Here is a 16,044-nt window from a genome sequence, read left to right as displayed (position 1 = left end):
TGAAACCTTTAAGAGTTCAATTTATAAAGTATTAATTATGAGTAAAGCTAAATTAGAATACATTTGGTTAGATGGTTATAAGCCAACTGCTAATCTAAGGAGTAAAACAAAAGTTGAAGATGATTTTAGTGGAAAGCTTGAAGATTGTCCTGTATGGTCTTTTGATGGTAGTTCTACAAAACAAGCAGAAGGAGGTTCTTCTGATTGTTTATTAAAACCTGTAGCTATCTATCCAGATCCAACAAGAAGAAATGGATACTTAGTAATGACAGAAGTTCTGAATGCTGATGGAACTCCTCATGAATCTAACGCAAGAGCTACAATAGATGATGATGGTGATTTCTGGTTTGGTTTCGAGCAAGAATACTTTATTATGGATAGAAATACACAGTTACCTTTAGGTTTCCCTGTGGGAGGATATCCTGGACCACAAGGAATGTATTACTGTTCTGTTGGTGGTAGAAACACTCATGGTAGAGATTTTGTAGAAGAGCATGCTGATCTATGTATTGATGCTGGACTTAATTTTGAAGGAATCAATCAGGAAGTGGCAAGTGGACAATGGGAATTTCAATTATTTTCTAAAGGTGCTAAAAAAGCTGGTGACGAAATATGGGTTGCTAGATACTTATTAGACAGACTTACAGAAAAGTACGGATACTACATTGAGTACCACCCTAAACCAGTAAAAGGTGACTGGAATGGTTCTGGTATGCACGCGAACTTCTCTAATGAGATATTAAGAACTTGCGGATCTAAAGAAGTTTATGAAACTATTTGCGAAGCATTTAGACCAGTAACTAAAGAACACATCGCTGTTTATGGTGAATTTAATGACCAAAGATTAACTGGAGAACACGAAACACAATCTATCAACGAATTCTCTTATGGAATATCAGATAGAGGAGCTTCTATAAGAATTCCAATCATCACTGTAGAAAATGGATGGAAAGGATGGTTAGAAGATCGTCGTCCTGCATCTAATGGTGATCCTTATAAAATTGCAGCTAGAATTGTAAAAACTGTTAAAACTGCAGACGTTTCAGCGGTTACAGCATAATGATTTGAAGCAAGTAACTAAAACTTGTTAAACGCAAAAAAAGTCTCCTGATATTTTCAGGAGACTTTTTTATTTCGATGCTTTTACTATCACCAAACAGCAGCAAAATTGTTTGAATATTGATATATCACTAGTTTTACATTGAACATTAGAAAACCTATTCAATATTTCTATTCAGATTACTTTATATTTCCAAGAACAAACGATCTAACCATTCAATTATTCAACTATAATTTTACTTCTATCAGATTTGTATTAACTAATACTCAAAATATTTCTTATTCAACATTAGAAAACAACTCCACTTCACAAACTCTTAAAACATATATCAAACTTGTATAGAAGGTGTTTAATCAAAATACAGGATTACAGAAAAACAAAATATCAACGAAAAACTTTTCTTATTTTTAGCAGTACTGGAAGACTTACTTTATAAAAACCAACGCTATAAAAACACAATATCCGGCAAAAATCAAAAACCCTTTTGGTCTTCCTAAAATCATTTTTTTCGGAATAAAAGCTAGGGGCAATAGAATCAATGCAAATCCAAGCATCCAAAAGATATCAATATTCATTAATCGAGGATCGGTAACTGCTATTGGCTGAATCAGCGAAGTAACACCTAGAACAGACGCTATATTAAAAATATTAGAGCCGATAAGATTACCTAATGAGATTGCTTTTTCCTGCTTTAATGCAGCGATTACAGAAGCTGCCAATTCCGGAACACTAGTTCCTATCGCAACCATCGTAAGCCCGATCACAGCTTCACTTACCCCCATTCTAGTTGCGATATCTTTTGCTCCTTCTACTAACAACTCTGAACCAAAATATAGCGCTAATCCTCCTATCAACAACCAAAAAATCATCTTAAAATTAGAAACTTTTTCTAATGCATCGTCCACCTCTTCGATCATTTTATCCGCATGCTTTCTTGCCCTTTTTATTAATAAGAACATATATATAACTAAAGAAATCAATAATGCACCACCTTCAGTTCTAGTTAACACACCATCATTATCCAAAAAGAAATACAAAGCCAATGATAGCAGCATCATTACTGGCCAATTAAACTTATAAAAATCTTTATCTATTGCTAGTGGACCTATAAGCGCTGTTATCCCTAAAACCAATCCAATATTTGCCACATTGGAACCTATAATATTACTAAGAGAAAGATCTGCAGACCCACCTAGAGCCGCCTGTAAACTAACTAATAATTCAGGAGCAGATGTAGCAAATGATACAACAGTAAGACCAATAACCATTTTTGACAGCTTCAATCTAAAAGATAATGCCACCGAAGAACGTACTAAATATTCGCCTCCAACTACCAAGAGTACAAACCCGATTATTACAAAAACTATGCTCTGAATCATATGCTATTTATTTGTTTGCGAATATAAAATAAGTATACCATATGTAATAGATGTAACGAGCATTTTTTGATATAGTATTACATGGTTTTGCTATCAAAAAACTATAAAAATAGTTAAATAACTATAAAAACAGTTGTATAACTATTTTTATAGTTTTATATTTGAACCCACTTAAAAACCCATAAATGGAAAAATTAACTAATAAGGAAGAGGAAATCATGCAAGCTTTATGGAAACTGGAAAAAGCGTTTGCAAAAGAAGTTCAAGCCGAACTAAATAACACCGTACATTATAATACAGTATCCACTATCATCAGAAACCTAGAAGACAAAGGATACATAGATCACAAAGCATACGGAAAAACACATCAATACTTCCCTATCATCACTAAAGAAGCTTATCGAAATAATTTTGTCAGCAAAGCCATGACGCAATATTTCAATAATTCTTATAAAAACATGGTTTCATTTTTTGCTAAAGAAGAAAAAATCACAGCAACAGAATTGCGAGAAATTTTAGAGGTAATCGAACAAAAAAAATAACACTATGGAAGCTTTTTTAATCTATTTACTTAAGTCAAGTGTCATATTGTCTTTATTCTATCTTGTTTACTTCTTTCTTTTAAGAAAAGACACATTTTTTAAAGTAAATAGACATTTCTTACTTACAGGTATAATAAGCTCATTACTCTTACCTTTTTTAGAGTTTACTACAATAGAATTTATAGAAAAACCTATTTTCCAAACAATAGCATACAACTCTTCAGACTTTGATATTCTAAAAAATCAACCGGAACCAACAAATTGGTGGTTAGTTGTATTCAATCTATATGTTGCTATAGCTCTGCTCCTATTAGGACGTTTTATTCTTCAACTTATATCCCTATTAAGAATCTTTAAAAGAAGTCAAAACAGACTAAATGAAGGGTTTTCCTTTTTTAAAACATCAGAAGATATCGCGCCATTCTCTTTCTTTAAATACATCATATTCAACCCATTACTGCACGACACTAAAGAATTAGAAATGATTTTAAAACATGAAAAAATACATGCAAAACAATACCATACAGTAGACCTATTAATAACCAACATTTTTGCGATTTTTCAATGGATCAACCCATTTATATGGTTCTACAAAAAAAGCTTACAACAAAACCTAGAATTTATAGCAGATCAGGAAGCAACCCGTGATCTCCCTTCAAAAAAAGAATATCAATTAACTTTAGTTAAAGTATCATCAAGTAATTATTCATCAATCACCAATAATTTTTATCAATCATTAATCAAAAAACGAATCGTTATGTTAAACAAAAAAGAATCAAAGCAGCAAAATCTATGGAAAACTACAATTATACTCCCCTTATTATGTTTATTCTTATGGAGTTTTAATACAAAAACAGAAATACATTATATTCAGAGTAAAACTAAAGATCAAACTACCTCTGCAATAGAAGATCTGCATAATGAAGCTGATGTTATTTTAGAAGAAATTAAACCTTCTATTAAGGAGGAAAATAACATAAAAACAAGTGCGCATTCATTTCCCTCTAAAAAAGAGCATCCGAATACAATTGAACATCAAAATATAATCGCTCATGTACCTGTTACTACTGAGCTCCCAGTAAAAATTACAACTCCAACAGAAGAAAAACCTCTAATCAAATCAAAGAATACCAAAGTCAAAAAAAATGTGATTGAATTCATTATAAACAAAAACGCTACGAAAGATCATTTAGAAAAAGTTAAAAGAGTTTTTAAAAATGAATATGATGTAATCGTAACATTTAGTGATATCAATAGAGATAGTAACGATGAAATCACTAGCATTAGTGTTAAGGTATCATCTAAAAAGAGTAATGCTAATTTTTCAGTATCAAACGACACTCCAATAACTCCGTTTGTTTTGTCTTATGACAGTAAAAATGATAAGATTAATATTGGACAATCTAGCAGTGGTCATAAAAATATTTGGATTAGTAAAAACAAACACAATAAACATAGCAATAGTCATGTAATAGAAATCAATTCAGGTGATGAAGGAGAGAGTCTTTTTATTGTAGAAGGTGATAAAAAGCATAAAAGAAAAGTAATCAGAAAAAAAGGTAATAAAAACAAGTTTATTATAAAAAGTGATCACAATGATGATGAAGATCATATATTCATTAATTCAGATGATCACAAAACAATTTTTGATTTTGATGGTAATTCAGGAAAAGACCCTTTATTTTTTATAGATGGAAAAGAAGCTAGTGAAAAAGAGGTGAAAAAGCTAAAATCAGATGAGATTCAAAGTATTGACATCTCTAAAGGTAAAGGTAGTGTTAAGAAATACGGAAAAAAGGCAAAAGATGGTGTCATCAATATTACTACAAAAAAGAATACAAAAAAAGAGACAGGTTTTAAGATAAATATTGACAAAAACAACGTGAGCATCGGAGAAGCCAACATAAGACCATTAATATTTGTTGATGGAAAAAAGGTTAGTCATAATGAATTCGAAAAAATCAAACATAAACAGATTGAATCTGTAAATGTTTATAAGGCAGAAAAAGCCGTTCAAAAATATGGTAATGGAGCAAAAAATGGAGTTGTTGAAGTTATTTTAAAAAAATAAACGTACTGTATTATACATAAAGAAGTAACCAAAAACTCATCCCAATCCGATGAGTTTTTTTATTTTAGATACATGGAAAAACAGCTTTTTATCTTTATCGCAAAACTAAACAAACTACTGCTACCTAGTTTCACAAAACAAAGACTTGATCTTAGTAAAGCCTCTAAAATACAACTACTTATTTTTGGATGGAAGTTATATGTAACCAAAAGAGCACTTTAAAGATGCTATTAAAAAACCTGAAAAGTATATTTTCGGATATTACTTTTCAGGTTTCATTTTAAAATATTTTAAGTAATTAATAAAGAAATTCTAAGGCTACTATATCAAATTCACCGAACTCGCCTTCATTAAATGGGAAACAAGAATTCATAATTGAACCAGGATCTTGACTAGCTCCCGGAGTACCTGGAATATATATTGCTCCATCCGGATTCGCAGACTCTCCGGTTTGTCCACAAGATTGACGAGTATCCCAATCAGTATGCCTTAGTCCAAAACAATGTCCTAATTCATGCGTAAACAATCCCTCTAGTAATTGATCATTATTATTCGCATTTGCTCCTCCATTAATAATTACTCTTTTAAAAGGTTCTCCACCACTTGGAAACCCTGCTCTACCTCTCACTCCGTCTTGGGCTATCTCTGATGCACTAGTTTGTGCATACGCTACAATATCATTATTATTAAAATTAGTAGTAAACACTAACTCAAGTTGAAAATCCACATTAATAGCGTTGTAGTTATTTACAGCATACCTCAAACCTGTTTGAGCAACATCACTTAGACCAAAGCGATTATTTCCGTTATAACCTACAACGCGAACGTTTCTTGGCGTGCTTACAAGATTAGTAGTATGATATTGTTTACTATGTACACCATCGCCATTATCCATTTGCATAATTTGATCATAAGTAAATGCAATATCATCTTCTATAAGATACATCTCACTTTGACTACCATCAATATCTGTCAATATTTTTTTAGTGACTTGATTATGATTAAAGTTTAATTCTGAAATTTTCTCTAATATTTCTTTAGGAATATCCTGAGAAGATTCGTCGATCGTGTTTACTGGTTCTTTTTCGCATGAGAAAAACGAAAAAACGAATAGCATTAAAAGCGTTCCGGTTAAAATTTTTGAATTTTTCATAAAATTAAAGTTTGTGTATACATTAAAATTAGTTCCTCCAAAGCTAGAAAAATCAATTTCACATTATTGATACTAAATCTTCTATTCTACACATTAAATTACCCTAAATAACTAATTACAATGTTTTAAAAACTCTTATACCATCTAAATGAAGTAAAAAACATAAAACCATAAGGATATACTTTGCAACATTGATTTCAATTTTTCGTATTTAAAAGAGAATACATTTCAATTAAAATCGAAAACCGAAAAACAATATTTAGTATGAAAAAATGGATCATTTTAGGAATGAGTATACTAGGTATACTATCCCTAACAGCATTTACTTCTGGTTCATATATTAATCGAATACAGAACGAATCTCAACCTAATGAGATCATTGCCACTATTAATAAAAACACTACAGAAAAAGAGCTTGAGGATCTTAAAACTTTTTTTTCTGAAAATGGTATTGAATTCATCATAGAAAAAATACAGTTTAACGAACAAAATGAGATTACTAGTTTAAGTATTATTCTTAAAAAAGGGAATGCTAAAAGCAAGTACTCTTCGTCTTCTTCAGAACCCATATCTGATGTCGAACTTGGTTATAAAAATGGTAATCTATACATCACTAATTCCGGGATGTTTGATATTACTTCCTGGAAAAATCAAATCGGTTTTAACAATCAGAACTTTGATCTCGATAGTATCTTAAAAAATCAAGATTTCAGATTTAATTTTGATTTTGATCAAGAAGGAGATTCCATATTTTTTAATGGACAGCATTTCGACATAAGCAAGTTAAAAGATCAAATAACAAATTCTTTTGAATTTGATGAGGATGAAAATGGAAATTTTATTTTTAATGGCCAACAATTTCCATCACATTTTAGTAAATCAAAGAAATTTAGTTTTGTAGATGATCCTGATATCGAAAAATTGATCATTATTGATGGCGCAGTGTCTGATTTTAAAACATTAGATGAATTAGCTAAATCAGATAAGTTAGATGAAGTTGATTTCCTGAAAGCTACTACAGCTATTAGCATTTATGGAGATAAAGCAAAAGATGGAGCCATTATAGCAACTACGAAAAAGTAAGATTACCTATATGTTTATACACTGTCATTTCGAGCGTAGTCGAGAAGTATGAAGTCTTGATTTTTCATACTTCTCGACTACGCTCCATGTGACTGTAGAGAAGTTCTCTTATTTTTAGATTCTCTATTCCTTATATCAATAACTTAACAATGAAGCCACTGTAGTCTGAAGTTTTTTTCTACCATTAAGGAAATCCAACTCCATAATAAAATTGCATTGCACCACAGTACCCCCTAATTCTTCCACAAGTTCGCATACAGCTTGTGCCGTTCCTCCTGTAGCCAACACATCATCATGAATTAATATATGTTCTCCAGCTTTTATTGCATCTTTATGAATCTCTAAGACATCTTCTCCATACTCTAATCCATAACTTTTAGAATTTACTTTTGACGGTAGTTTTCCTTTCTTTCTAACCGGTATAAAACCTGCATCCAATCGTTGAGCAATCATACCTCCTAAAATAAAACCTCTTGCCTCAATACCAATTACTTTATCAATCTTTATATCGGTTGGACATAATCCAGCCAATTGATCAGCACAATACACTAATGCATCAGCATCAGCTAAAAGCGGAGTTATATCTTTAAAAACAATTCCCGGTTTCGGAAAGTCAGCAATATCTCTTATTAATTCTTGTATGTTCATGCTTGCAAAATAATCAAAATCGAAAAAGAGCCCTAAAAAATTATAAAAATTGCCTTGGATTTTAAATCTAGTCTCAAAAACAGCCTTGAATTATTACATTTTTTAAGTAAATAAAAACTATTGAATTACATTTTAAAACATAAATTAAGAAGATCATATTATATATTAAAACATAAATCATCTTTAAGCTAACAGAAAATATTTGATTTCATAAATTTCTTTATAAATATTTTTCTAATTATACTTCTCCGTATATATTGAATGGAAACAAAATAATTAAACTAATAATTACTTAAAAAAAGCATAGAAATCATGTAATCAATTGTATTCATTCATTTACTAAATAATTTATTCATAATTTTTAATACATCATTACTATGCTAACATATCTAGGAATTACAATGGTGATTATAGGCATCACCATTTTTATAATTAAACCATTTTTTAAGGAATCAAAAACACTACATAAGTTTACCCGACAGAGAAATCTTTCAATGATCATCATTGGACTATTTATGAGTATTATCTCTGGAATGTTCTTTTATGCTGAACCTGGAACAGCTTATGCAGTTCAATATCCTTGGGGAAGTCAAAAGGCAGTTGTACATCAAGGAATCAATACTAAAATGTGGGGTAGATTAATACCAATTCAGTTTGAACTACCAATCAAATACGTAATCCCAAATAAAAAGAATGAGTTAGGTGAGCAAAGCAAATACGCTAATGTAGATATTGCAAAATATTGGGCATTTAGTGATGCAGTAAAAGCAAGAATTGCAACTTCTGTAGTTATCAGTATCAACACAGCGAATGAGGATCAATTTTTATCTGTAGCGGATCGTAATAAAACTGAAAGAAACTTAATCCGCTCTAGGATCATTCCCAATATTGATCAGTCAATAAAAAATACTTGTAAACTGATGGATGCTCAGGATTATATCTCGGGACAAGCTTCTGATTTTGATAGATATTTTAAAGATCAGTTAGAAAACGGTATGTACGTATTGGAAGAGTATTTTGCTAGCGAAAGTCGTGAGATTATTGGCGATAGTTCTACAGTTAGAACGGTTACTAACAAAGAATCAAAACAAAAGCGTTTTCGCATTCAATATAAGAATGGAGAACCTGTTAGAGAAAAAGGAAACTCTTTATCAGGATATGGTCTTACGGTAGTTCAGGCAGTTGTAACAGAAATTGACTGGGAGACTACTTTTGATAAACGTTTACAATTACAAAAAGAAGAAGTAGCGCAAACTCAATTAGAAAAACAGCAAGCAGAACGTCAATTTTACCGTGCGCAGAAAGAAACGGCAAAGGGAGAAGCTGAGAAAGCTACGGAACGTGCTCGTTTAGAAAAAGAACAAATTCAGAAGACTATTGAAGCAGAGACAAGAGCTAAAGTAGCAGAGTTTAATCTTATTGAGGAGCGCAAGAACTATGAAGTTGCTCAGTTTAAAGCAAAAACTCAGAAAACAATGGCAGATGCTCAATCGTATGAGAATGCAAAACTAGTAAACGCTGGACTTACACCTCAGGAACGCGCAGAATGGGAATTTAAAACCTCTGTAAATGTTGCTAAACAACTTAAAGATCTTAAACTACCTGAGATTTATATTCAGGATGGAAATAAACAAGGGTCTGATGGTAATTTATTGCAATCATTAATCGGAGCGGATCTTGCTAAAAAAATGATGTCTCAAAAAACTTCTAAAGAGTAAAGTTAAAAAAGCGGAATGAACATGCTTCATTCCGCTAAAATTTAATAGATATAGTATTACATAACATTAATTATTCATTAGAATAAAAAAAATCTGCCTTATGAAAAATCTCATAAAAATATATACTGGAACTTCAATACTAATTAATCGATTAGCTTTCTTATTAAATGAAATAAACATTCCTTCAATGATTAAGGATCATACCGAGTCAGGAAGGTTAGCAGGTTTTGGAGCCATTGAAGGCTCAACTGAACTATTCATTTTGGATGTGAATGAGAAAAAGGCAAGCGAAATCATTAAAAAATTTGAAAAAGAAATTTTGAAATAGTTTTATAATTTATAAAATACTCATATATTTGCACCCGCAAAAAAGGCCTCGTAGCATAACTGAATAGTGCACTTGATTACGGCTCAAGAGGTTGCAGGTTTGAATCCTGCCGAGGTCACGAATGAATGGAAAGTCTGTATGAAAATGCAGACTTTTTTGTTTTTATTGATATAATTAGGAGGTTATTTATAAATCTACAGCAGTATCCTTAACATCACTCTTCTGTCTATAATCTTTAATTTCATATCCTCTATGATCTATACGATGATATTCCCGCTTTCCTATAATATTGTAAATCCATAGTAAACAAACCTCTCTTGTATCCATCGAATTACTGTATTACAAATGCAATGCTTTTAAGAATTCCAAAATAAATCATCAGGATTTCATTCGCATTCGATATTGATTAGGAGTCATTCCCATCCTGGACTTAAAAAAGCGCACAAAATAAGACGATGAATTAAAGTCCAAAAAATAGGAAATTTCTGATATTGTTAACGAAGTATGCAATAGTTTTGATTTTGCCGTTAGCAAAGTACGGTCAAAAATTAGTTCGGATGCTTTTTTTCCTGTGACTTCTCTTACGACATCGTTCAAATAATTTGCATTTAAATGAAGATCAGAAGCATACTCCTTAACACGTTTCGAAGGGATGAATTTGTTACGACAGCCTTCTAAAAAATGTGATTCTATAAGTTCCTTATAATTATATACTATTATAGTTGAGTATGTCCCCTTTTTAGTTTTACTTTTGAATATATTACCAGTCAATGTAACATAGAACATTTCGGTTTGAATCAGCAGTTCACAAATCCATAGACGAATCAAATCTTTAGATTCACTAGGGTTTACCTTTAGATAATTATAATAATTACTGAGTTTCTTATAATTAAAAGGTATCTGCATCAAGTTTAAATCAAATTTGGGAGCAACCTCCTGACCTAAGAAGCTTAATCGCTTTATAAAATCTTTATTTTCGAGATAACTGACAATAAAGTCTTTTGTAAAAGCAATTACAAAACCACTAACATCTTTAATTATTTTCCATGAGTTCATCTCACCTGGTCGTGTATAGAAAATTTCATTTTTCCTCAAAGTAACCATGTGAGTTTGATTTACTTTTTCAATCATACCTTCTCTAACTATGTATAGAATATACATATCTTGAATGTATGTCTTAGAAGATGAAATCAGTGAAGGACAAATATCCTCCAAATGCGCCATATAAACCTCATCTATAGGACGTATGTTTAAATAGCGATGGTGTCTTACCTTTTTTTGATCTGCCAGAAAAAAGGAATTAAAGTTATCCAAAGTCAGAATTTTATATGTTGTTGGTATAGTCATGATATATAATTTTATGTATCATGTTCCAAGAATCACCCCAAAAGCAAAGAAAAATTCAAGTAACTGAATATCAGTTTATTAAAATTAAAACTATTTATCTTTTATATATTAATTCCAAAATATTTGGGATTTTATTTAGAATTTTTTCCAAAATATCTGTAAATTTAGTTTTTGCGTAAGTTTTTAAATAGAAAGAGATATGTCCGATAAAGAACTTGGAGGTCAAGATTTTGATAAGGATACACTAAACTTGCTTTTGGGTATTTCACAGCAAGTATCAAAAGTGAGGGATCTTCCTAGTTTTCTAAAATTTTCTATACAAGAACTGAAGCCCATTTTTGGATTCTACGATGTAGGAGTTTTTCTTTTAGATGAATCAGGAACACGGCATTGTGACCTTGCAACTCTGCACCCTGAGATAAGCCCTTCAGAAGCTAACTTTGCACATTATTCCAATAACATTAATTGGGAACTTCAAGCGGACTCCCCTTTAGAGTATATGATGGATGAAGTCATTAAAGCCAAGGGAGTGGCTATACTTGATTTTGACATAATAATTGATAAGTTTCCGGATTATCCTCAAATGCCACCTTTAAAAGAAGTTGGCTTTAAAGAAGGCCTTGCAGCAAATCTGAGTATTGGTGATCAGATTTTAGGGCTCTTTTGCATGAATACTTTGGAGAAAGGATTTTTTACTAAAGCCCAAGTTTTATTGTTTCAGAGGGTCGTTGAAATACTTTCTGTTGCTATATCCAACATAATTTTCAATACCCGATTAAATCAAGAAAAACAGTTTAAAGAAGTATTACTTGGAGTTAGCGAAACGGTAGCGAATATTCACAATAGAAAAGAATTGTTTGAGGTGATCTTTAATAACCTCAATCCGATTTTTACAATTGATGATTATGCTGTTATAATTATTAATGAGCAAGGAACATACTGGAAAGATCTGACCATTTTTCATGGTTTCCCTCAAACTGGAACAAGTGCATCTTTACGAGAAAGAGGATTCGATACTTGGTTACATTTTAATTCATTAACCAAGCGACAACTTGAAAAGACAGAAATCTTAACAATTGATGACTTTAAAACTCATGTAGATTTTCCTAAGGAGTTTTTAGAGGTTTTGTCGAAAGATCAATTAAAAGAATTTATGAGTACACCGATGGTTGTGGGTAATAAAACAATAGGTTTCCTTGTCTTAGATTCCAAAAAGAAAGGAACATATTCCAAAGTTCAATTCCCACTTTTCCAAGCTATAGCCGACCAATTAGCCGTAGCGGTAAGCAATGTACTGGCCAATGAACAATTGCTGGAAGAAAAACAGTTTAAAGAGACTTTATTAAGTATTAGTGAAGCGGTAGCCACTATTCAGGATAGAAAAGAGTTATTTAAGGTAATTTTTGGAAAGGTAAATAATATTATTCGTGTTGATGATGTTGGTTTGGTGGTCCTTAACCAAGATGGTACAAAATGGAAAGACTTAGCGCTTTCAGATAACTATCATGAAACATTGACCAATAAGAAGTTAGCATATTTACAAGGAGAACACTATAATGAGATGGATTCCTTGGTCAAACATGCGCTCAAAGAAACAGAAATCTATACGATTGAAAGGTTAAAGAGTGAATTCAAAGACCATTCTTTTAATCAAATTATGGCAGAAGCTGGCTTGGTTGAATTTATGATGTCACCATTAAAGGTATCAAACAAAATCATTGGCTTTATATCACTTGATTCTAAAAGTTACGGGAGCTATTCAAAAGCACAATTCCCACTTTTTCGGGCTATATCCGACCAAATTGCAGTAGCAGTAAGTAATGTGTTAGGTAATGAACAATTACAAAAGGAAAAGCAATTCAAGGAAACCCTGCTAAACATAAGTGAAGCAGTAGCTAGTATTCAAGGAAGAAAGGAACTCTTTAGTGTCATCTTTGAAAAAGTCAATACAGTTATTCCGGTGGATGATGTCGGACTACTTGTTTTAAGCCCCGACAGAACCCGATGGAAGGATTTAGCTGTATCGGATAATTATTACGCAAATGAAGGTAATAAAAGACTTGCTGAGCATGGATTGGCAGGATATTTTGATAGAGATCCGTTAGTTGAGTTTTGCCTATCCAATACTGCGATAATGTCAATAGAAGAAATGGTTGATAATTATCCCGAGAACAACTTTCCACCGTTGATGAAAGAGCATGGATTGAAAGAATTTATAATTACACCCTTACGTGTTGGAAACAATACGATTGGCTCAATAGTTCTAGATTCGTATAAAGAAGGTGCCTATTCCGAAAGTCAATTTCCTATTATCAAGGCCATAGCAGACCTAATTGCAGTAGCTGTAAGTAATGTATTAGGTAACGAAGAAATTCTAAAACGAGAGATCGAAAAGACTACATTGTTAAAAATCACTGAGAGTGTTGCACGCATTCAAAACCTTCCAGAATTTTTGAATTTTGTAATGAGCGACCTAAAACAGGTTTTTAATTTTCATGATGTTGGCGTTTTTCTACTGACGGATGATGGCAAAAAGCATTATGATATAGCAGGTGTATATCCAAACATTAGTACCCAAGAATGGAAAGAGGCATTTAGTAATACAGATATAAAACTTGTGGAGCATTCCCAGTCTGCTATTGAGTGGGTAATGAATATATGCGAAGATACGGACGGCCCATACCTTTTTGATTTTGAGGATTTGGTTAAGCATTTTCCGGATTACTATCAGTTCCAACTAGAGTATTTTAAAGAAACCGGATATCGCGATTGTTTAGTAGCCAATCTTAAGGTAGGGGAAACCACTTTTGGCATGTTTTGTATAAATGCTTTAGAAAAAAACTTTTATAAAGAAGAACAGTTTAAATTGTTTCAAAATGTTACCGAGCAGCTTTCTGTGGCCATATCCAATATTCTGGCACAAGATTCCATACTAAGGAGTGAACGGAAAAAATCGTTGGAAGTAAATATTGTAAATGTTTTGAACATTGACCAACCTTGGGTGAAGAAATGTGAAGATATTATTTTTTTGTTAAATAAATTTATTGATTGTAGCATTGTCCATTTTATCTTAGGACCCTCTAAAACTAAGCCATACTATTACACTTTTGAACGTGTGGCCAGTAATGAATATCGCTATTGGGATTCAAAAGGTCTTTCGGAGTATGTTGGTCTTTCTGAAAGGGAATATGAGGAAGAGCGAAGAAGTGCCATTATGAAAAAGGGTAAGGATAGCAAAGGGATAGAATTAGTTCAAAAAACGAGCAAGTCTGCTTCCAAAATTGCTAATAAATTTAAAGCCAAAAGCGGCATGTCAGTTTGGTTCGATTTGGCCATACCAGGAGATTACGTGATTTTATTCAGAAGTAAACAGGCCAATGCCTATGGCACCGAAGACGAAGCGCTTATTAAAACCATAAAGCCATCTATTGAACTTGCCCTTGAAAAACTTTTCGCCTTCGAGAATGTAGACCGCCTCAATAAGCTTTTAAGTGAAGAAAAGAAATATCTGCGAGAAGAAATAAAGTCCGATTACAATTTTGAAAATATTATTGGAAATCACATTAGTTTAAAAAATGCCTTTGAACAGGTGAGGCAACTTGCCCCAATGGATATTAATGTGCTGGTAACCGGTGAAACAGGTACAGGAAAGGAATTAATTGCTAGAGCGATACACGAACAATCGCCCAGAAAAGAAAAGGTATTAATTAAGGTAAACTGCGCCACCTTACCTACAGAACTGATTGAAAGTGAATTATTCGGCCATGAAAAAGGAGCTTTTACGGGAGCCACCAAGATGCGTGTTGGTAAGTTTGAATTAGCTCATAATAGTACCGTTTTTTTAGATGAGATCGGCGAGCTTACCATGGAAGCTCAAGCAAAGCTTTTACGCGTGTTGCAAGAAAAAGAGTTTGAACGCGTAGGTGGTAATATTACGATAAACTCAAATTTTAGAGTGGTCGCGGCCACAAACAGAGACCTGGCTCAAGAGGTTAGAGACGGGAACTTTAGAAGTGATTTATTCTATAGGCTTAATGGATTTCAAGTCTATCTTACTCCACTTCGAGAGCGACTTGAAGACGCACCACTTTTAGCACATTATTTTGCGGAAAACTTTTCACACAAAATTGGAAAACCCTATAAGAGTTTATCAAAAGAGAGCCTGTTAAACATTCAAAATTATGACTGGCCCGGAAACATTAGAGAACTCAAAAATCGAATAGAGCAGGCATTGGTTGTTGCCGATTCTGATAATATAATTATAGACTTAAGAAACACAAAATCTTCTGGCACTAAAAAAACTCCTTTCCCTTTTATTAATGTCTCTGTAGAAGAAATTACAATGTCTTTTATTGAGAAAAGTAAAGATGATATAGAAAGAGCACTATTGCTTTCTGTATTAGAAAAGACCAATTGGCGTGTTAGTGGGCCAAAAGGCGCTGCCAATTTGCTTGGGTTAAAAAATACCACACTAGACTACAGAATGAAAAAACTAGGTATTTCTCGTTAAATATAAACTTACTTCCCCTACGCTGAATATAAATGTGAAGTATTTTCGAATTGGAATTTAAAAAAACATCATCTGTTTGTGTCCTTTGCAATTTGCACTGATATTGCGCCTAACATCTCTACTCTAGGTTTGTTACTTTTCTTCTAAGTGCTATCATAGCTGTAAAAAGTGATACGTATGATCTTCTAATTCAACTTAATTTCAG

At 32.3% G+C, this 16,044-nt stretch carries 12 protein-coding genes and 1 tRNA gene; 8 read left to right on the top strand and 5 right to left on the bottom strand.

Going from position 1 to position 16,044, the window contains the following annotated elements; all coding sequences use genetic code 11:
• Positions 1-37 precede the first annotated feature (37 nt).
• Entirely contained in the window at positions 38-1,060 is a 1,023-nt protein-coding gene (locus tag Q0829_RS12860; RefSeq protein WP_298543440.1) for a glutamine synthetase beta-grasp domain-containing protein, read from the top strand.
• 425 nt (positions 1,061-1,485) lie between these two features.
• On the opposite strand, the gene Q0829_RS12855 is transcribed toward Q0829_RS12860, so the two are convergent.
• Complete coding sequence (locus Q0829_RS12855) at positions 1,486-2,439, bottom strand: calcium/sodium antiporter (RefSeq protein ID WP_298543438.1); 954 nt, start codon at positions 2,437-2,439, stop codon at positions 1,486-1,488.
• A 185-nt stretch (positions 2,440-2,624) separates the two neighbouring features.
• On the opposite strand from Q0829_RS12855, the gene Q0829_RS12850 reads away from it, so the two are divergent.
• Entirely contained in the window at positions 2,625-2,981 is a 357-nt protein-coding gene (locus Q0829_RS12850) for a BlaI/MecI/CopY family transcriptional regulator (protein WP_298543436.1), read from the top strand.
• Positions 2,982-2,985: 4 nt separating this feature from the next.
• Positions 2,986-5,052 carry a M56 family metallopeptidase gene (locus tag Q0829_RS12845; protein WP_298543433.1) on the top strand — a complete coding sequence of 689 codons (2,067 nt, stop codon included), beginning with the start codon at positions 2,986-2,988 and terminating at the stop codon, positions 5,050-5,052.
• Between the two features lie 298 nt (positions 5,053-5,350).
• Here the strand turns inward: Q0829_RS12845 and Q0829_RS12835 are convergent, their stop codons facing one another.
• Entirely contained in the window at positions 5,351-6,205 is an 855-nt protein-coding gene (locus tag Q0829_RS12835) for a M57 family metalloprotease (protein WP_298543428.1), read from the bottom strand.
• Positions 6,206-6,469: 264 nt separating this feature from the next.
• On the opposite strand from Q0829_RS12835, the gene Q0829_RS12830 reads away from it, so the two are divergent.
• Entirely contained in the window at positions 6,470-7,288 is an 819-nt protein-coding gene (locus Q0829_RS12830) for a hypothetical protein (RefSeq protein WP_298543426.1), read from the top strand.
• A 135-nt stretch (positions 7,289-7,423) separates the two neighbouring features.
• On the opposite strand, the gene Q0829_RS12825 is transcribed toward Q0829_RS12830, so the two are convergent.
• A complete protein-coding gene (locus Q0829_RS12825; protein ID WP_298543423.1) occupies positions 7,424-7,936 on the bottom strand; it encodes an adenine phosphoribosyltransferase in 513 nt (170 codons plus the stop codon).
• Positions 7,937-8,313: 377 nt separating this feature from the next.
• Here Q0829_RS12825 and Q0829_RS12820 point away from each other — a divergent pair, with 377 nt between their 5' ends.
• The 3 genes from Q0829_RS12820 (at position 8,314) to Q0829_RS12810 (ending at position 10,100) form a co-directional block, all read left to right on the top strand.
• Positions 8,314-9,654: an SPFH domain-containing protein gene (locus Q0829_RS12820; protein WP_298543420.1), complete on the top strand. Its 1,341-nt coding sequence runs from the start codon at positions 8,314-8,316 to the stop codon at positions 9,652-9,654.
• Between the two features lie 100 nt (positions 9,655-9,754).
• Positions 9,755-9,982, top strand: coding sequence for a DUF2007 domain-containing protein (locus Q0829_RS12815; protein ID WP_298543418.1), 228 nt, complete (start codon positions 9,755-9,757; stop codon positions 9,980-9,982).
• Between the two features lie 44 nt (positions 9,983-10,026).
• Positions 10,027-10,100, top strand: a tRNA-Arg gene (locus Q0829_RS12810).
• A gap of 68 nt (positions 10,101-10,168) precedes the next feature.
• Here the strand turns inward: Q0829_RS12810 and Q0829_RS12805 are convergent.
• Positions 10,169-10,309: a hypothetical protein gene (locus tag Q0829_RS12805; RefSeq protein WP_298543415.1), complete on the bottom strand. Its 141-nt coding sequence runs from the start codon at positions 10,307-10,309 to the stop codon at positions 10,169-10,171.
• Positions 10,310-10,360: 51 nt separating this feature from the next.
• The gene (locus Q0829_RS12800) at positions 10,361-11,329 is read right to left on the bottom strand and encodes an AraC family transcriptional regulator (RefSeq protein ID WP_298543412.1); all 969 of its coding nucleotides are present in this window, start codon (positions 11,327-11,329) and stop codon (positions 10,361-10,363) included.
• Positions 11,330-11,528: 199 nt separating this feature from the next.
• Here Q0829_RS12800 and Q0829_RS12795 point away from each other — a divergent pair, with 199 nt between their 5' ends.
• On the top strand, positions 11,529-15,839 hold the full coding sequence (locus Q0829_RS12795) for a sigma 54-interacting transcriptional regulator (RefSeq protein WP_298543409.1): 4,311 nt from the start codon (positions 11,529-11,531) through the stop codon (positions 15,837-15,839).
• Positions 15,840-16,044 lie beyond the last annotated feature (205 nt).

The sequence above is a fragment of the uncultured Aquimarina sp. genome (assembly GCF_947492405.1).
GTDB lineage: Bacteria > Bacteroidota > Bacteroidia > Flavobacteriales > Flavobacteriaceae > Aquimarina.
Note: the sequence above shows the minus strand (reverse complement) of the source record. Positions and strands in the feature narration are given on the sequence as shown.

Excerpts from the sequence above, each read along its gene's own strand:
- Q0829_RS12800 (WP_298543412.1), bottom strand. The coding sequence starts at position 11,329 with ATGACTATACCAACAACATATAAAATTCTGACTTTGGATAACTTTAAT.
- Q0829_RS12815 (WP_298543418.1), top strand. The coding sequence starts at position 9,755 with ATGAAAAATCTCATAAAAATATATACTGGAACTTCAATACTAATTAAT.
- Q0829_RS12850 (WP_298543436.1), top strand. The coding sequence starts at position 2,625 with ATGGAAAAATTAACTAATAAGGAAGAGGAAATCATGCAAGCTTTATGG.
- Q0829_RS12835 (WP_298543428.1), bottom strand. The coding sequence starts at position 6,205 with ATGAAAAATTCAAAAATTTTAACCGGAACGCTTTTAATGCTATTCGTT.
- Q0829_RS12805 (WP_298543415.1), bottom strand. The coding sequence starts at position 10,309 with ATGGATACAAGAGAGGTTTGTTTACTATGGATTTACAATATTATAGGA.
- Q0829_RS12845 (WP_298543433.1), top strand. The coding sequence starts at position 2,986 with ATGGAAGCTTTTTTAATCTATTTACTTAAGTCAAGTGTCATATTGTCT.
- Q0829_RS12825 (WP_298543423.1), bottom strand. The coding sequence starts at position 7,936 with ATGAACATACAAGAATTAATAAGAGATATTGCTGACTTTCCGAAACCG.
- Q0829_RS12830 (WP_298543426.1), top strand. The coding sequence starts at position 6,470 with ATGAAAAAATGGATCATTTTAGGAATGAGTATACTAGGTATACTATCC.
- Q0829_RS12860 (WP_298543440.1), top strand. The coding sequence starts at position 38 with ATGAGTAAAGCTAAATTAGAATACATTTGGTTAGATGGTTATAAGCCA.
- Q0829_RS12795 (WP_298543409.1), top strand. The coding sequence starts at position 11,529 with ATGTCCGATAAAGAACTTGGAGGTCAAGATTTTGATAAGGATACACTA.
- Q0829_RS12855 (WP_298543438.1), bottom strand. The coding sequence starts at position 2,439 with ATGATTCAGAGCATAGTTTTTGTAATAATCGGGTTTGTACTCTTGGTA.
- Q0829_RS12820 (WP_298543420.1), top strand. The coding sequence starts at position 8,314 with ATGCTAACATATCTAGGAATTACAATGGTGATTATAGGCATCACCATT.